Annotated in this window: 17 protein-coding genes and 1 tRNA gene; 12 read left to right on the top strand and 6 right to left on the bottom strand. The window is 68.2% G+C overall.

Annotation, left to right across the window (positions count from 1 at the left end; genetic code table 11):
• Positions 1-27 precede the first annotated feature (27 nt).
• From E3T37_RS02590 to E3T37_RS02575, 4 genes are all read left to right on the top strand, one after another.
• On the top strand, positions 28-291 hold the full coding sequence (locus E3T37_RS02590) for a hypothetical protein (protein WP_134365292.1): 264 nt from the start codon (positions 28-30) through the stop codon (positions 289-291).
• 155 nt (positions 292-446) lie between these two features.
• Positions 447-1,061, top strand: a complete 615-nt coding sequence (locus E3T37_RS02585) for an FABP family protein (RefSeq protein WP_134365291.1) — start codon at positions 447-449, stop codon at positions 1,059-1,061.
• An 18-nt stretch (positions 1,062-1,079) separates the two neighbouring features.
• On the top strand, positions 1,080-2,273 hold the full coding sequence (locus E3T37_RS02580; RefSeq protein WP_134365290.1) for a folate-binding protein YgfZ: 1,194 nt from the start codon (positions 1,080-1,082) through the stop codon (positions 2,271-2,273).
• Positions 2,274-2,327: 54 nt separating this feature from the next.
• Entirely contained in the window at positions 2,328-3,080 is a 753-nt protein-coding gene (locus tag E3T37_RS02575; protein WP_134365289.1) for a phosphoglyceromutase, read from the top strand.
• Between the two features lie 76 nt (positions 3,081-3,156).
• Here E3T37_RS02575 and phoU read toward each other — a convergent pair whose 3' ends face one another.
• Complete coding sequence (gene phoU / locus E3T37_RS02570) at positions 3,157-3,813, bottom strand: phosphate signaling complex protein PhoU (RefSeq protein ID WP_134365288.1); 657 nt, start codon at positions 3,811-3,813, stop codon at positions 3,157-3,159.
• A gap of 179 nt (positions 3,814-3,992) precedes the next feature.
• Between phoU and E3T37_RS02565 the strand changes: the two genes are divergently transcribed.
• Both E3T37_RS02565 and E3T37_RS02560 read left to right on the top strand, forming a co-directional pair.
• Positions 3,993-5,147 carry a cell wall metabolism sensor histidine kinase WalK gene (locus E3T37_RS02565; protein ID WP_134365287.1) on the top strand — a complete coding sequence of 385 codons (1,155 nt, stop codon included), beginning with the start codon at positions 3,993-3,995 and terminating at the stop codon, positions 5,145-5,147.
• Positions 5,144-5,824 carry a response regulator transcription factor gene (locus tag E3T37_RS02560; protein WP_134365286.1) on the top strand — a complete coding sequence of 227 codons (681 nt, stop codon included), beginning with the start codon at positions 5,144-5,146 and terminating at the stop codon, positions 5,822-5,824. The genes E3T37_RS02565 and E3T37_RS02560 overlap by 4 nt, the downstream gene beginning before the upstream one ends.
• A gap of 74 nt (positions 5,825-5,898) precedes the next feature.
• On the opposite strand, the gene E3T37_RS02555 is transcribed toward E3T37_RS02560, so the two are convergent.
• Positions 5,899-6,378 carry a hypothetical protein gene (locus E3T37_RS02555; protein ID WP_134365285.1) on the bottom strand — a complete coding sequence of 160 codons (480 nt, stop codon included), beginning with the start codon at positions 6,376-6,378 and terminating at the stop codon, positions 5,899-5,901.
• 167 nt (positions 6,379-6,545) lie between these two features.
• Between E3T37_RS02555 and E3T37_RS02550 the strand changes: the two genes are divergently transcribed.
• The 4 genes from E3T37_RS02550 (at position 6,546) to rlmB (ending at position 10,846) form a co-directional block, all read left to right on the top strand.
• A complete protein-coding gene (locus tag E3T37_RS02550) occupies positions 6,546-7,028 on the top strand; it encodes a CarD family transcriptional regulator (protein ID WP_134365284.1) in 483 nt (160 codons plus the stop codon).
• 85 nt (positions 7,029-7,113) lie between these two features.
• Positions 7,114-8,325, top strand: coding sequence for a 2-C-methyl-D-erythritol 4-phosphate cytidylyltransferase (gene ispD / locus E3T37_RS02545; protein WP_134365283.1), 1,212 nt, complete (start codon positions 7,114-7,116; stop codon positions 8,323-8,325).
• Positions 8,322-9,737: a cysteine--tRNA ligase gene (gene cysS, locus E3T37_RS02540; protein ID WP_134365282.1), complete on the top strand. Its 1,416-nt coding sequence runs from the start codon at positions 8,322-8,324 to the stop codon at positions 9,735-9,737. The genes ispD and cysS overlap by 4 nt, the downstream gene beginning before the upstream one ends.
• Positions 9,737-10,846, top strand: a complete 1,110-nt coding sequence (rlmB, locus tag E3T37_RS02535) for a 23S rRNA (guanosine(2251)-2'-O)-methyltransferase RlmB (RefSeq protein WP_134365281.1) — start codon at positions 9,737-9,739, stop codon at positions 10,844-10,846. Before cysS ends, rlmB begins: the two co-directional genes overlap by 1 nt.
• A 215-nt stretch (positions 10,847-11,061) precedes the next feature.
• On the opposite strand, the gene E3T37_RS02530 is transcribed toward rlmB, so the two are convergent.
• On the bottom strand, positions 11,062-12,390 hold the full coding sequence (locus tag E3T37_RS02530; protein WP_134365280.1) for a DUF4032 domain-containing protein: 1,329 nt from the start codon (positions 12,388-12,390) through the stop codon (positions 11,062-11,064).
• Positions 12,391-12,470: 80 nt separating this feature from the next.
• Positions 12,471-13,568 carry an ABC transporter ATP-binding protein gene (locus tag E3T37_RS02525; RefSeq protein WP_134365279.1) on the bottom strand — a complete coding sequence of 366 codons (1,098 nt, stop codon included), beginning with the start codon at positions 13,566-13,568 and terminating at the stop codon, positions 12,471-12,473.
• A 266-nt stretch (positions 13,569-13,834) separates the two neighbouring features.
• Between E3T37_RS02525 and E3T37_RS02520 the strand changes: the two genes are divergently transcribed.
• A complete protein-coding gene (locus E3T37_RS02520; RefSeq protein ID WP_134365278.1) occupies positions 13,835-14,749 on the top strand; it encodes a thioredoxin domain-containing protein in 915 nt (304 codons plus the stop codon).
• Between the two features lie 112 nt (positions 14,750-14,861).
• Positions 14,862-14,937 (top strand) — tRNA-Thr (locus tag E3T37_RS02515).
• 274 nt (positions 14,938-15,211) lie between these two features.
• Here E3T37_RS02515 and E3T37_RS02510 read toward each other — a convergent pair.
• Positions 15,212-15,760, bottom strand: coding sequence for a nitroreductase family protein (locus tag E3T37_RS02510; protein WP_134365277.1), 549 nt, complete (start codon positions 15,758-15,760; stop codon positions 15,212-15,214).
• A 3-nt stretch (positions 15,761-15,763) separates the two neighbouring features.
• Entirely contained in the window at positions 15,764-16,165 is a 402-nt protein-coding gene (gene msrB / locus E3T37_RS02505) for a peptide-methionine (R)-S-oxide reductase MsrB (RefSeq protein ID WP_134365276.1), read from the bottom strand.
• Positions 16,166-16,252: the final 87 nt, after the last annotated feature.

Genomic DNA, 16,252 nt, shown 5'->3' with positions numbered 1-16,252 from the left:
GATCGCCGGGCAGGGCAGAATAAGAGAGTGAGCTGGCAGTGGAGAAGTGTCGTGGGGGTCTGGGCCTTCGCCGTCGTGTGCGCGGTCCTGGTGGGAGCGTTGTCCCTGCCCGGCCAGCACCTGGTCTGGGTCGGCCTGTCCTTCGCGGGCTGCGTGATCGGAACCCTCTGCGTGCAACTGGCCACCGGCCGTAAGGACGGCTACGTGGACCGTGTGACGCGGAGCCTGGCCGGAGCGGTGGTCGTGCTCGCGGTCGCCTCCGGAATCTTCGCCCTGATTGGCCTCGTCTAGTAATCGAACCTCCCGCGGCGGGATAGAGTGAACGCATGTCTACCCTTGCACTCGAAATCTTCTTCCTGGGGCTTCTCGCGCTGGCGAGCCTGTCGATCGCCTGGGTCTCCGGCATGGTCCTGTTCAAGCTGTTCCGGGGGCAGCGGTAACCTTCGATGTTCGAGCTCCCCACCCAGCTCCCCGCCGAACTCGTTCCACTGTCGTGGCTGCTCGGTGTCTGGGAGGGCTCGGGAGTGCTCGACTATGTCGTCGGCGAGGAGTCGGTCAGCCGCGAGTTCGGCCACCGGCTCAGTTTCAGCCATGACGGCCTGCCGCACCTGAACTACAGCTCGTACACCTGGCTCGAGCCGGAACCCGGCTCCGACAACGGTGAGAAGACCCCACTGATGACCGAAACCGGGTACTGGCGGCTGAGCCGCCCCCAGGGCGCCGGCGACCCGGGTCCCGGCCTGCTGCCAGCGGAGGGCGCGCATCCGTTCGTGACGGCGTCGGCGGTGGAAACGCTCCGCAACGCGGATGGCGGTTTCGACATCGACGTGACCATCGTGCACCCCGGCGGTGTCGCGGAGATCTACCTCGGCGAGGTCAAGGGTCCGCGGATCGACCTCGCGACGGATGCCGTGATGCGCACCCAGGGCGCTAAACCCTACTCCGCCGCGACGAGGCTCTACGGCCTGGTCGACGGCCACCTGCTCTGGGCCTGGGACATCGCCGCACTCGGCCAGAGCCTGCGAACGCACGCCTCCGGACGCCTCAAGCGCGTCGAATAACCAGCTGGAAAGAGCGCCATGACCGCCGCATCCGTGCCCTCAGAAAACGTGCCCTCGGAAAACGTGTCCCCGCTGCTCGAACTCGACGGCGCCGTGCAGGCCGACGGGATCGACGCCGGCGTGGCCGCGCACTACGGCGGCCCCCTCACCGAACAGCGCCGCCTGCTCGCCGGCGAGGCCATCGTCGACTTGTCCCATTACGGGGTGCTGAGCGTCGCCGGGCCGGACCGGCTCACCTGGCTCAACTCGATCTCCAGCCAGGAGCTGCGCCACCTGGCCGCGGGAGAATCCTCCGAGACCCTCCTGCTCGACCCGACCGGCCGCGTCGAGTACGCGATGCAGGTCATCGACGACGGCGTGGAGACCTGGCTGCTCCTGGAATCGGCACAGCTGCCCGGCCTGCACGCGTGGCTCGACAAGATGCGGTTCACGCTGCGGGTGCAGATCGTCGACCACACCCTCGCCTACGCGGTAATCGGGTCGATGGCGGCGGACGTGTCCGCGCTGCCCCTCAGCCCCGCGGCCCCGAACGGTGTTCTGCTGGTCTGGCACGACCCCTGGAACCAGGTCGCGAGCGGTGGCTTCCAGTACGCGGATGCCCCCACTCACCCCGGAGCCGCCTGGCGCTGGACCGAGGTCCTGGTGCCGCGCGCGACCCTGCCCGCCCTGCGCGACTCCGTGCGCCACGGCACGGTCGGCGTCGCCGGCCTGCTCGCCCTCGAAGCCCTGCGGATCGCCGCCTGGCGTCCACGCCGGGCGACCGAGGTCGACGAGAAGACCCTGCCGCACGAACTCGACTGGCTCCGCACCGCGGTGCACCTCAATAAGGGCTGCTACCGGGGGCAGGAGACCGTGGCGAAGGTGCACAACCTCGGCCACCCGCCCCGGCGCCTGGTGCTGCTGCACCTCGACGGCTCGGACTCGGTCCTTCCCGCCCACGGTGACGAGGTCCAGGCGGTGCGGAAGCTGCCGGACGCAACCGAGGAGCACCGCGGCGTCGGAATCATCACCTCCAGCGCCATCCACTACGAGCTCGGGCCGATCGCGCTCGCCGTGGTCAAACGCACGGTGCCGGCCACGGTCACCCTGCACGTGCAGTCCCAGGGCATCTCCGTCGCCGCGGCGCAGGAAGTGATCGTGCCGCAGTCGGCCGGGTCGGTCGCCGAGATCCCCCGGCTGCCGCGCCTGGGCATCCGCACGCCCGGTCGTTAGGTCCCGCCTGCCGCGCTTACTCCCGGCGCCCGCCACATCGGTAGAGTTGAAGTCATGTCAGATGCATACAACCTCATACTTCTCCGTCACGGCCAAAGCCTATGGAACCAGGAAAACCTCTTCACCGGTTGGGTGGACGTCAGGCTGAGCGAGCAGGGAGCCGCCGAAGCCAAGCGCGCCGGTGAACTTCTCGCCGAGTCGGGCCTGCTGCCCGACGTCCTGCACACCTCATTACTTACCCGCGCCATCCAGACCGCGAACATCGCGCTCGAGGAAGCCGACCGGCTGTGGATCGACGTGAAGCGCTCCTGGCGCCTCAACGAGCGTCACTACGGCGCCCTGCAGGGCCTCGACAAGGCGGAGACGCTGGCCAAGTTCGGCCCCGAACAGTTCCAGCTCTGGCGTCGCTCGTTCGACGTGCCGCCGCCCGTGCTGGCCGACGATTCCCCCTGGTCCCAGGCGCACGACGTGCGTTACGCGAACCTCGGCGACGACCTGCCGCGCACCGAATGCCTCAGCGACGTCGTCGACCGGATGCTGCCCTACTGGGAATCCGACATCTCGACCGACCTCCGCGCGGGCAGGACGGTGCTCGTCACCGCCCACGGCAACTCGCTGCGCGCCCTGGTCAAGCACCTTGACGGCATCAGCGACGCCGACATCGCCGAGCTGAACATCCCGACCGGCATCCCGCTGGTCTACCGCCTGGGCGAAGACCTGATGCCTCTCGGCCCCGGCCGCTACCTCGACCCGGAGGCCGCCGCCGCCGGCGCCGCCGCCGTCGCGGCGCAGGGAAACAAGAAGTAGACCGCATCCCCGCACCCCATTAAGAAGAAAGCCCCGGAAGCAGTCGATCGCTTCCGGGACTTTCTCGCGCTCGGGGTTACGCGTTGGTGTTCTGCTGCCACGCCCCGGTGCCGAGGTACTGCACCTTCTTCGCGATCGACACGGCGTGGTCGGCGAAACGCTCGTGATAGCGGCTGGCGAGCGTCGAGTCGACCGTGTCAGCGGCCTGGCCCTTCCAGGTCTCGCCCAGCACGGCGTCGAACACGCTGAGGTGCAGGGCGTCGACCTTGTCGTCCTCGTTGCGGATGGTCTCGGCCAGGAGCATGTCCTCGTTCGTCAGCAGCTCGGTCAGCATCTTCGCGATCGCCGTGACGAGCGCGCCCATCTCCGCGAACGTGCCGCGCAGGCTCTTGGGAACGACCTTGTCCGGGAAGCGGTAACGGGCGAGCTGGGCGATGTGCGTGGACAGGTCACCCATCCGCTCGAGGGACGCGCTGATCCGCAGCGCGCTGACCACGATGCGGAGGTCGCGCGCGACCGGCTGCTGGCGGGCGAGGATTGTGATGGCGAGCTCGTCGAGTTCGATGGTCAGTTCGTCGATCTTCTCGTCTTCACTGATCGCTTCGTCGGCGAGACTCACGTCGGACTCGTTGAAGGCCCGAGTGGCTTTGTCGATGGAGATCGCGACGAGGCGGGAGATCTCGATGAGACGATCCTGCACTTCGGCGAGTTCCTGCTGGAAAACTTCACGCATGTGTGTGGTCCTTCCTGGGCGCGCGGTACGCGCAGACACGTGAGACGCACCTGGCCCCGTTCACGATCCTCGCGGACCGAGGTGAACGGCAGGTGCCGAGATACTGAACACTACCTGAATCGGTCAGGGCGCCGGGTTGCTTCGTCAGACGACGCAACAAGTATCAGTAATCTGGGTATATGGAATCGACAGGGCTTGTGCTGGTGTCGCTGGCACTCGGCCTCGCCGTCGGCGCCGGATTCATGACCCTGCTGCACGTGGCCGAACGTCACGGCCGGCGGGCGGCCGAGGTCGTGAACCCCGCCGTTCCCGACGGCATCGACCAGGTGCTCGACGCGCTCGAGACCGCGGGGGCCGTCCTCGATCCCTCCAACAACGTGGTCAAGGCCTCGCAGGCGGCGGTGTCGATGGGGCTGGTCTGGAACCGCCAGCTGGTGCATCCGGAACTGCTGGAACTGGCCCAGCGGGTGCGACGCACCGGCGAGCCGGTCTCGGAGAACCTCGTGCTCTCCCGTGGGCCCTTCGGCGACGCGAGCATGCGCGTGCGCGTGCGGCTGGCCCGGCTGGGCACACGGTACGTGCTCCTCCTGGCCGAGGACCGCACGGAGGCGTTCCGCCTCGACGAGGTGCGCCGGGACTTCGTCGCGAACATCAGCCACGAACTCAAGACGCCGATTGCCGCGGTGGGATTGCTGGCTGAGGCGCTCGAGCAGGCCGCGGACGAGCCGGTGCAGGTGCGGCGCTTCGCCAGCCGCCTCACGACCGAGTCCGGCCGGCTCACCCGGCTGACCCAGGAGATCATCGAACTCTCCCGTTTGCAGGCCCAGGACGCCCTGACCGAACCCGAACTCCTTAACGTGGACACGATCGTCGCCTCCGCGGTGGACCTGAGCCGGGTGGTGGCCGACGCGGCGAAGATCACCATCGCCGTCGGCAAGAAGTCCGGCGCGCTCGTGAACGGTGACGAGCGACTACTCGTGATGGCGGTGCACAACCTCGTCGCCAACGCCGTGAACTACTCTCCGGAGGGGGCGAGGGTCGGAGTGGGGGTGCGCCGCAACGACGGCGTCGTCGAGATCACCGTCACCGACCAGGGTGTGGGCATCCAGGAAGCCGACCTGGAACGCATCTTCGAGCGCTTCTTCCGGGTGGACCAGGCTCGGTCCAGACACACCGGCGGCACGGGCCTGGGGTTGTCGATCGTCAAGCACGTGGTGCAGATCCATGGCGGGGACATCCGCGTCTGGTCCCAGCCCGGCAGCGGCTCGACATTCACCATCCGCCTTCCAGAGGCACCACACCCCGCCCCGGCGGCGATAGGAGACACCCCGTGACCCACATTCTGCTGGTCGAAGACGAGCGTGCGCTCAGCGAGCCGCTGAGCTTCCTGCTCGAGCGGGAAGGGTACGAGGTCACGGTCGCCGAGGACGGACCGAGCGCGATCAGCGAATACGATCGCACCGGCGCCGACCTGATCCTGCTCGACCTGATGCTCCCGGGCATCCCGGGCACCGAGGTGTGCCGGGAGATCCGCACCCGCTCCTCGGTGCCGATCATCATGCTGACCGCCAAGGACTCCGAGGTCGACATCGTGGTCGGCCTCGAACTCGGGGCGGACGACTACGTCACCAAGCCGTACTCGACCCGGGAACTGCTGGCCCGCATCCGGGCGGTGTCCCGGCGGCGCACCGAGGAGGTCGCCGAGGACGACACCGTGCTGGCGGCCGGCACGGTGCGGATGGACCTCGAAAGTCACACGGTCACGGTGTCCGACGACACCGTGAACCTGCCGCTGAAGGAGTTCGAGCTGCTCGAATACCTCTTGCGCAACGCCGGCCGGGTTCTCACCAGGGGCCAGCTGATCGACCGGGTCTGGGGCGCCGACTACTTCGGCGACACGAAGACGCTGGACGTGCACATCAAGCGGATCCGTTCACGGATCGAGTCCACCCCGTCGGAGCCGCAGATGCTGGTCACCGTGCGCGGGCTGGGCTACCGCTTCGAAGCCTGACCGCTCGCGCGGCGTGCCGACGCCGGCCAAGCCCCGCGGGGCCCGGCCGGTCGCGCCTGGTCGGCTGCTGGTGGTTACGGCGCGGCGGTCGGAACGAGCGTGGAGTAGGTCTCCAGGGAGCCGTCCAGGACCGGAACCAGCAGTTCGATGCCGGTCTCGTTGCCGTACTGCATGAAGACGGGGAAGAGCGAGCCCGGCTGGGTGTCGGCGTCGGTGACCGACACGGTCGGGGCATCCGGTGTACCGATGGTCACGCTCGAGTTCGCGTCGACGTTGACCTTCTGGGTGACCTTCTCCGTGGCCCCCTTGTACTGCACGTTGAGGCTGTGCGCCGAGTCTCCGGTGTTCACGACCGTGACCAGGAGACTGGCGGTGGAGCCGTCCTCGGACAGCAGGACCGCATTGCGGATGGCGAGGTCGCCCACATCGCCGCTGACGCCGTCGCTGGCGTCATACTTCGCCGTCGTCGACTGCGGAGCCAGCAGATTGCAGCCGCTGGTTCCCAACAGGATGCCGGCCGCCACGACGACGGACACGATGATTCGAGCTCTCACAAGACCTCCACAACAGTTCACCGTTTTGCCCGATGGCCAAACGCTGCAAATTTCGCTTTGGCACCAGCTTACTGGCTGGAGCGGGCCGCCCGGCGCGCCAATCGGCGCGGCGAATCCTACCACCGACGGCTGTGGTATCATAGACGCTGCTGAAGGGATATCCATACATGCTTTTTGAGGTCGGAGAAACCGTCGTTTATCCCCACCATGGAGCCGCAACGATCACCGAGGTGAAGACGCGGATCATCAAGGGTGAAGAAAAACTGTACCTGAAGCTCAATGTCACTCAGGGTGACCTCACCATCGAGGTGCCCGCCGAGAACGTCGACCTGGTCGGCGTTCGCGACGTGATCGGCAAAGAAGGACTCGACAAGGTGTTCGAGGTGCTGCGCGCGCCGTTCACCGAAGAGCCCACCAACTGGTCTCGCCGGTACAAGGCCAACCTGGAGAAGCTCGCCTCCGGTGACGTCATCAAGGTCTCCGAGGTCGTCCGCGACCTGTGGCGCCGCGACCAGGACCGCGGCCTGTCCGCCGGCGAGAAGCGCATGCTGGCCAAGGCCCGGCAGATCCTGATCTCCGAACTGGCCCTCGCGGAGAAGACCGACGAAGAGAAGGCCTCCACCGTTCTCGACCAGGTCCTCGCTTCATAACCACGCTCTCGTTGGAAGGCGGCGCCGTGAGGTGCCGCCTTTCGCGTTTCCCCTGCCGCACGACCCCACCAGATAGCCTCCTGATATGACTGAATCCCCCGCGCCCGTGGTCGCGGTCATCGTCGTCGCCGCCGGCAGCGGCAGCCGGCTCGGGCACGAGCTGCCCAAGGCCTTCGTCCCCCTGGCCGGCGCCACCCTGCTCGAGCGCGCCCTGGTGTCCGTGTTCGGGATGCGTGATCCGGCGCAAGTCATCGTCGTGGCGCCGGAGGACCGCCTGGCCGTCGCGCGCGAGCTGGCGGCACGGGTGAGCGACGACGCATCCGTTCTCGTGGTTGCGGGCGGCGCGACCCGGCAGGAGTCCGTCAACCGCGGGCTCGCGGTGCTCGGGCCCGAGGTGCGAACGGTTCTCGTGCACGACGCGGCCCGGGCGCTCACTCCCTCCGCGCTGTGCGACGCGGTCGTCGATGCCGTCGGCTCGACCGGGCACGGGATCGTGCCGGGGCTTGCCGTGGTGGACACGATCAAGAGCGTGTCTGGCGCCGGGGTGATCACGGGAACGGTGAACCGGGCCGAGTTGTCCGCCGTGCAGACGCCCCAGGGATTCCCCCGGGACATGCTGGTGGCCGCCGCCGCCGTGGCGACCGCCGAGGCGACCGACGATGCGTCCGTCGTGGCGGCCGCCGGGCACCCCGTCAGCGTGATCCCCGGCGACCCGCTCGCCTTCAAGATCACCACCCCCTGGGACCTGCGCCGGGCCGAATCCCTTCTCCGGGGCAGTTCCCTGCCGGGCGCGTCCGCCCCCCGGGTGGGCACCGGCATGGACGTCCACGCCTTCGACGAGGACTCCGACCTCTGGCTGGCGGGTCTGCACTGGCCGGGGGAGCGCGGTTTGTCCGGCCACAGCGACGGCGATGCCGCCGTGCACGCCATCTGCGACGCGCTCCTCTCCGCTGCCGGCCTCGGCGACATCGGCGGGATCTTCGGCACGTCGGACCCTCGTTTCGATGGCGCCCACGGCGACGTCTTCCTGGCCGAAACCCTCCGACTGGTGACGGCGGCCGGTTTCCGGGTCGGCAACGTCGCGGTGCAGATCATCGGCAACCGGCCGAAACTGAGCCCCCGGCGGTCTGAAGCGGAGGCGCTGCTCAGCGCGCTGCTGCACGCTCCGGTCAACGTGTCGGCGACGACGACGGATACGCTCGGCTTCACGGGCAGGGGCGAAGGCGTTGCGGCGATCGCGACCGCCCTGATTCTCCCCGAACGCCCCGCGAACCCTGACCTAAGCTGGGAAGCGTGACCATGCGACTGTACGACTCCCGGGCCCAGGCCCTCCGTGACTTCACTCCCCGCGTGCCCGGCGCCGTGGGAGTCTACGTCTGTGGACCCACCGTGCAGTCCTCCCCTCACATCGGGCACCTGCGCAGCGCCCTCGTCTACGACCAGCTGCGTCGCTGGCTCACCTACCGGGGCCTCGACGTCACGTTCGTGCGCAACGTCACCGACATCGACGACAAGATCCTGGCCCATGCGGCCGGCACCACGGAGCAGTGGTGGGCGCTCGCGTACCGCTACGAGCTCGAGTTTACGGCCGGGTACCAGCGGCTGGGCATCCTCGCCCCCAGCTACGAGCCGCGCGCGACCGCCAGCATCCAGCAGATGCAGGACCTGATCTCCCGGCTGATCGAGTTCGGCCACGCCTATCCCGCCGACGACGGATCCAGCGACGTCTACTTCGACACCGCGAGCTGGCCCGAATACGGGGTCCTGACCCGCCAGCAGCGGGGCGATATGGAAGCGGCCGCGGATGCCGACCCGCGCGGCAAGAAGGACCCTCGCGACTTCGCCCTCTGGAAGGGCCATAAAGCCCAGGAGCCCGAGTCCGCCTCCTGGCCGTCCCCCTGGGGCTCCGGCCGTCCGGGCTGGCACATCGAGTGCTCGGCGATGGCGGCCCGGTACCTCGGCCCGCACTTCGACATCCACGGCGGCGGACTCGACCTGCGCTTCCCGCACCACGAGAACGAGTTCGCCCAGTCCGCTGCGGCCGGTGACGGATTCGCGAACTACTGGATGCACAACGGGCTGGTCAACGTCAACGGGCAGAAGATGTCCAAGTCGCTCGGCAACTCCGTCTTCGCCGCCGAGCTCCTCGGCCAGGCCCGCGCCATCGTCGTGCGCTACTACCTGGGGGCCGCGCACTACCGCTCCACCATCGACTACCACGAGGATGCACTCGTCGAGGCCGAAGCCGCCCTCGAACGCATCGAGAGCTTCCTCGACCGGGCCGACCGGCGCCTGGCCGACACCCGGTTCGCGGGCTCCGGCGTGGAGATCGTACCGGACGAATTCGCCGCGGCCATGGACGACGACCTCGCCGTCCCCCAGGCCCTCGCCGTGCTGCACGAGACCGTGCGCACCGGCAACGCGGCGCTGGACGCCGAAGATCTGCACGCCGCGGCAGCCGCGCGTGGGCACGTTCTCGCCATGAGCGAGGTCCTGGGGATCAACCCCCTCTCGCCCGGCTGGTCCGTGTCCACGGACGAACCGGCGATGATCGCGCTCACCGCACTCGTGGAGCGCCTTCTGGATGACCGCGAAATCGCCAGGCAGGGCCGCGACTATGCGGCCGCAGACCGTATCCGGGACGAGCTCGTCGCCGCCGGAATTACCATCGAAGACACCCCGTCGGGTGCCCATTGGAGCTTTGACTGATGAAGAACTTAGACCGCAAGTCCCGTACCGGAGCCGTGCGCAAGGGCAGCCGGGGACCGCAGGTCGGCTCCGGCGGCCAGGGCCGTCAGGCCCTCGAGGGCAAGAAGCCCACCCCGAAGGCCGAAGACCGTCCGTACCACCCCGCCGGCAAGCGCAAGGCAGCCCAGGACCGCTTCACCGCGGCCGGCGGCGGCCGCAGCCGCACCGGCGCGGGCCCCAAGAGCGCGCCTCGCGGTGCCAGCACCGGCAACACGGGCGGCGGCGGAGCGTCGACCCGTCGCGCCAAGCAGATCGACGAGCATGAGGTCGTCACCGGGCGCAACTCCGTTCTCGAGGCGCTGCGGGCGAAGATCCCCGCCACGGCCCTGTACATCGCCACGCGCATCGAGATGGACGAGCGGGTGAAGGAGGTCCTCACCCTGGCCACCACCCGCGGCATCCCGGTGCTCGAGGTGATGCGCCCCGAACTCGACCGTCTGGCCGGCCGCGATTCCGTGCACCAGGGCCTCGCGCTCAAGGTGCCCGCCTACGAGTACGCCCAGCCGCTCGAGTTGCTCGAACTGACGATCAGCCGCGGCCACAAGCCCCTCTTCGTCGCGTTAGACGGCATCACCGACCCCCGCAACCTGGGCGCGATCATCCGTTCGACGGCCGCGTTCGGCGGTCACGGCGTGATCGTGCCGCAACGTCGCTCCGTCGGTGTGACTGCGTCGGCCTGGAAGACCTCCGCCGGCGCCGCGGCCCGCCTCCCCGTCGCCATGGCGACCAACCTGACCCAGACGCTCAAGTCGCTGAAGGAGCAGGGCGTGCTCGTCATCGGCCTGGCCGGCGACGGCGATACGCAGCTGCCCGAGCTCGGCATCGGCTTCGCCGAACGCCCGATCGTGATCGTGGTCGGCAGCGAGGGCAAGGGCCTGTCCCGCCTCGTCACCGAGACCTGCGATGCGATCGTCTCGATCCCGATCAGCGCGTCGACCGAGTCGCTCAACGCCGGCATCGCGGCCGGAGTGACCCTCTACGAGGTCTCCCGCCTGCGCGCCGCAGCCAAGGCCGCCAAGGCAGTCAAGTCCGCCGCCGCCGCAGCGGCGAAGGCCGCCGCCGCGTCCTGACCCCACCCGCCCAACCGGGCACCCGCCCAACCGGGCACCCGTCCCGTCCCGTCCCGTCCCGTCCCGTCCCGTCCCGTCCCGTCCCGTCCCGTCCCTTCCCGCCCACCCGGGCACCCGTCGCCCTCACGCGGCCACGGCACCCCGCCGAGCCGTGAGTAAAGCCCCTATTCCGTCACGGAATAGGGGCTTTACTCACGGCTCGGCGACGATTGTGGCTAGACCTTGAGGCGCCAATCGGCGGCATCGTCGGCGGCGGTGTCATCCGCATCCGCGGCCGCGGCGGTCTCATCGTCGGTGACGTCGATCGGGATGGTGATCTCGCCGGTGGAGGGTTCGATCACGGTCGCCTCGTCACGGCGGTGGCGCAGCACATCCTTGACGTAGGACGTGACGGCCTCGGCCAGGGGGATGTCCCTGGACTGGTTCTGCGCCATGAACCAACGGTGGTCGAGCAGTTGGTGGAAGATCTCGGCCGGCTCCAGCTTGCCCTTGAGGTCGCGGGGAATGGCCCGGATGACCGGTTCGAACACGCGCACGAGCCACTCGTGGGCCAGCATCTCCTCATCGGCCTCCGGGTCGCCGTAGGAGACCCGGTAGGAGTCGAGGTCGTTGAGAAGGCGCCGGGCCTGGTTCTCCTCCGCGTCGAGCCCGGTCAGCCGCAACAGGCGCCGCTGGTGGTGGCCGGCGTCGACGACCTTCGGCTGGATGCGCACGGTCGTGCCCTGGTCGTCGGTCTTGATGGCGAGCTCCTCGATGTCGAACCCGAGGTCGTTGAGGCGCTCGACCCGTTCGGTGATGCGCCAGCGTTCGGAGCTGGAGAAGGATTCGGAACCGGTCAGCTCCTTCCAGAGCAGCCGATAGGCGGCGACGATGCCGTTGCTGACCCGGATGGGGTCGAGTTCGTCGGCTGCGCGCCCGCCGGCCTCGAGGTCCATAAGCTCACCGGCGATGTTGACGCGGGCGATCTCCAGGTCGTTTTCGCGCTGGCCGTTGGACAGGCCGCCCGGGTACAGCTGACCGGTCTCGGCGTCGACCAGGTACGCGGCGAACGCGCCGGCGTCCCGGCGGAACAACGTGTTCGACAGCGACACGTCGCCCCAGAACAGCCCGGCCATGTGCACGCGCACCAGCAGCAGCGCCAGCGCGTCCACCAGCCGGGTCGCCGTGTCGGGGCGGAGGGTCTGCGAGTAGAGGGCGCGGTACGGGAGGGAGAACTTGAGGTGCCGTGTGATGAGTACCGAGTTCAGGGGTTCGGCATCCTCATTCGTGCGATTCGTGATCACGGCCAGCGGCTCGACGCAGGGGATTTCGAGGCTTTGCAGGGTGCGCAGCATCTCGTACTCCCGCTTGGCCATTTCGCTGGTCGTCTCCTTGATCGCGACGACGCGGCCACTCAGATGCGCGAAGCGCACCAGGTGGCGGGAGATGCCCTTGGGGAGGGCGGCGATGTTCTCGTTCGGCCAGGCATCCAGCGGAAGGTCCCAGGGCAGGTCGAGCAGGGCAGGGTCGGCCGTGGCCGACGTGATATTGAGGGAACCGCTCATGGGTCGAGTTTACCGGTGGACGACAGAACGGCCGGACGGAGCTGACGCGCCGTCCGGCCGTTCAGATGTCGAACCGGGTGTTAGTTGGCGACTGCCCCGCCGAGGCGGAGGCCGTTTTCGGCGTCGAACACGTGCAGGTGGTGCGGCGTCGGGGTGAGGTAGACGGTGTCGCCGGCGGACGGGTGCGAGCGGCCGTCGACGCGAGCGACGATGTCGGTGCGCTTGCCCTCGACCGTCGAGTGGCCGTACAGGTAGCCGTCGGCGCCGAGCTCTTCAACCAGGTCGACGTCAACCTGAAGGCCTTCGCCGTGCGTGGTCGAGAGGTGGATGTCCTCCGGGCGGACGCCGATGGTGACCTTGTTGCCGGTTGAGCCGGCCAGGGTCTCCCGGGGGACCGGGATGGTGGCGGTGCCGAACTTGATGCCACCGTCGACGGCGTCGGCTAGGAACAGGTTCATGGCCGGGCTGCCGATGAAGCCGGCAACGAACACGTTGTTGGGCTTGGCGTACAGGTCGCGCGGGGTGCCGACCTGCTGCAGCACGCCATCCTTGAGCACGGCGATGCGGTCACCCATGGTGAGCGCCTCGGTCTGGTCGTGGGTCACGTAAACGGTGGTGACCCCCAGGCGGCGCTGGAGGGAGGCGATCTGGGTGCGGGTCTGCACGCGCAGCTTGGCGTCGAGGTTCGAGAGCGGCTCGTCCATCAGGAACACCTGGGGCTGACGCACGATGGCGCGGCCCATGGCGACGCGCTGACGCTGGCCGCCGGAGAGTGCCTTCGGCTTGCGGCTCAGGTACGGCTCGAGGTCGAGGAGCTTGGCGGCCTCCAGAACGCGGGCGGCGCGCTCGTCCTTGTTGACGCCGGCGATCTTGAGCGCGAAGCCCATGTTCTCGGCGACCGTCATGTGCGGGTACAGAGCGTAGTTCTGGAAGACCATGGCAATGTCACGGTCCTTCGGCGGGACATCCGTCACGTTGCGCTCACCGATGAAGATGTTGCCGTCGTTGACCTCTTCGAGGCCGGCCAGCATGCGCAGGGAGGTGGACTTACCGCAGCCGGAGGGGCCGACCAGAACGAGGAATTCGCCATCGGCGACCGAAAGGTCGAGGTGGTCGACTGCGGGGCGGGTGGAACCCGGGTAGAGACGGGTTGCCTTGTCGAACGTGACTGAAGCCATTATCTGTATTCTCCTTCACCGGCAGGTACGTGCCGGACGATCCGTAGTGATGGGATTTATGTGCCGACCGCCAAGATGATGGTATAAGCCGACTGTTTCAGTATGTCATGCCGTTTGAACCCGACGTCGAGAAGCGAATCTGCGCCACCGCTCACGCGCTCAGGCGCTCAGGCGCCGTCTGGGCGATTCCCAGACTGGGCACCTAGTCTTTGGGAGGCATTCGCAAATGAATTGCCTCTGCACTTACCTATTCGGAGCGAGCATTCATGACTATTGGCGGATCGGGCGATGGTCGTCCCTCTAAGAACCAGCGGCGTGACGCGGCCCGCAAGAAGGCCACGAAGATCCGGGTGGAGCAGAGGAAGAAGGATCGGCGCAATCGGGTCTTCGTGCGGGGCGGCATTGCCGTGGCCGGCATCGCCCTTCTCGCCATGATCGCCCTGGTCCTGGTCAACTCGATCCGCCCGGCTGGTCCCGGTCCGGCGAACATGGCCAGCGACGGCGTCCTCATCGCCGAGGGGATGACGGCCGTCAAGACGTCATCGCTGCAGCCCGACTCCAAGACGGTTCCTTCCAAGCCAGATGCGACCGGCACCGTCGCCGACATCCGCGTCTACGCCGACTACCTGTGCCCGTTCTGCAGCCAGTTCGAAAAGGCCAACAGTGACCAGATCGTCAAATGGGTCGATTCCGGCGCGGCCACCGTCGAGATCCACCCGGTGTCGATCCTGACCCACAAATCATCCGGGACCCAGTACTCCCTGCGAGCGGCCAACGCCGCCGCGTGCGTGGCGAACTACTCGCCCGATGACTTCTACGCCTTCAACGCCGCGCTGTTCGCGAAGCAGCCCAAGGAAGGCACCGCCGGTCTCGACGACGCCGCGATCAAGGCCCTGGTGAAGAAGGCGGGCGTGAACGATGAGCTTTCCGAGATCAACGCCTGCATCGATGACACGACCTACAAGTCCTGGGTGGTCGCGTCCACCGACCGCGCGCTGTCCGGCCCGTTGCCGAACACCGAGATCGAGGCCATCACCGGCACCCCGACCGTGCTCGTCAACGGCAAGCAGTACGTCGGCGCGCTCGACGATCCCAAGGAGTTCGCCGCTTTCGTGCTCCAGTCGGCCGGCGAAACCTACTCGACCTCCACTCCGACGCCCGAGCCGGTCCCGGCCGGCTGATCCGCAGCTGATCCGCAGCTGATCCGCTGCGGGCCCGCCCCGCCGAGCTGACGTGGCCGCACAGGTCGGCTTCGTGATTTAGGATGGTGTGTCGAGGCGGCATCCGTCTCATGCCGGCCTGGCGCAATTGGTAGCGCACCACTCTTGTAAAGTGGGGGTTACGGGTTCAAGTCCCGTGGCCGGCCCCACTGTTCTGTCATCTGCTCCGTGCATCTGCTCCGTGCCGGAGCGTGACTCGGTGCACGGTCGCCAGCGAAAATCGGCGCACCTGGCAGCACCTGCCTTCTTCAGCACCTGCCTGCCCGAACGAATTCGACGGAGATTTTGCCCGAATCGTTCCCAAACAGGCTGAATTGGCGCTTTTACAGCAGAATCTCCGTCGAATTGGTTCGACGCCGGACCGGGCTCTCGGCCGGGGCGGCCAGCAGCGTGGACGGGACGGCCGACGGGGCTGTCCGAAGCTCAGAGCTCGGTGAGGTACTCGCCCGGATCGATGGCCGTGCGCACGCCCGGCCTCGAGTCGGCCGGCACGCCGCCGACGTAGAGCCAGCCCAGGACCTCTTCCGCGTCGGTGAGCCGGTGCACCCGGCGCACCAGGTCGGTGCGGGCCAGCGGCCCCGTGCGCCACATGACGCCCCAGCCGCTGTCGTCGAGCAGGAGGCTCAGGATGTGGCCGACTCCCGCGGCGGCGGCGTCCTGCTCCCAGACCGCAACCTTCTCGCTGTCGCGGCGGCTGACGATCAGGGCGATGAGCAGCTCGGCGCGCAGGGGCTTCGCGGCCAGCCTGGACGCCTCCTCGCCGGTGACACCGGATGCCGCCACGAACGCGTCGCCCAGCTGCCGCCGCCTCTCGCCGCGCACCTCGATCAGCCGCCAGGGGCGCAGCGCACCGTGATCGGCTACCCGGGCCGCGGCGGCGACCAGGGGCAGCAACTCCTCGTGGCTGGGCGCATCCGTCGTCACCTTCGAATGGGACCGGCGGCGACTGACCGCGTCGAGGAGTGCGGACAAGGCTTACTCGGCCGGCTTGAAGCTGAGCGAGACGGAGTTCATGCAGTAGCGGTCGCCGGTGGGCGTTCCGAACCCGTCGTCGAAGACGTGGCCCAGGTGAGAGCCGCAGTGCGCGCAGCGTACCTCGGTGCGCACGACGCCAAGCGAGCGGTCCTCGATCAGCTCGACCGCCTCCGGGCGGACGGACTCGTAGAAACTCGGCCAGCCGCAGCCGGAGTCGAATTTCGTGCCGCTCTTGAAGAGCTCCGCGTTGCAGGCGCCGCAGGTGTAGACGCCGGAGCGGGCCTCGTCGAGCAGTTCGCCGGTCCAGGCGCGCTCGGTGGCGGCCCCCCGCAGGACGGCGTACTGTTCCGGGCTCAGTTCCTCGCGCCACTCGGCGTCTGATTTCTCGACTTCGTAGTCCATGACCTGTCCCTTCGTTTTCGGCCCGAGGGGGCCGAAATCTGTACCTGTCAACCCTAAACTCGGCCGGCCGCGACCGTATTCCTCGAA

The sequence above is a fragment of the Cryobacterium sp. TMT2-10 genome (genome assembly GCF_004403075.1).
GTDB lineage: Bacteria > Actinomycetota > Actinomycetes > Actinomycetales > Microbacteriaceae > Cryobacterium > Cryobacterium shii.
The sequence above is the reverse complement of the archived record's forward strand: the minus strand, read 5'-3'. Positions and strand labels throughout refer to the sequence as shown.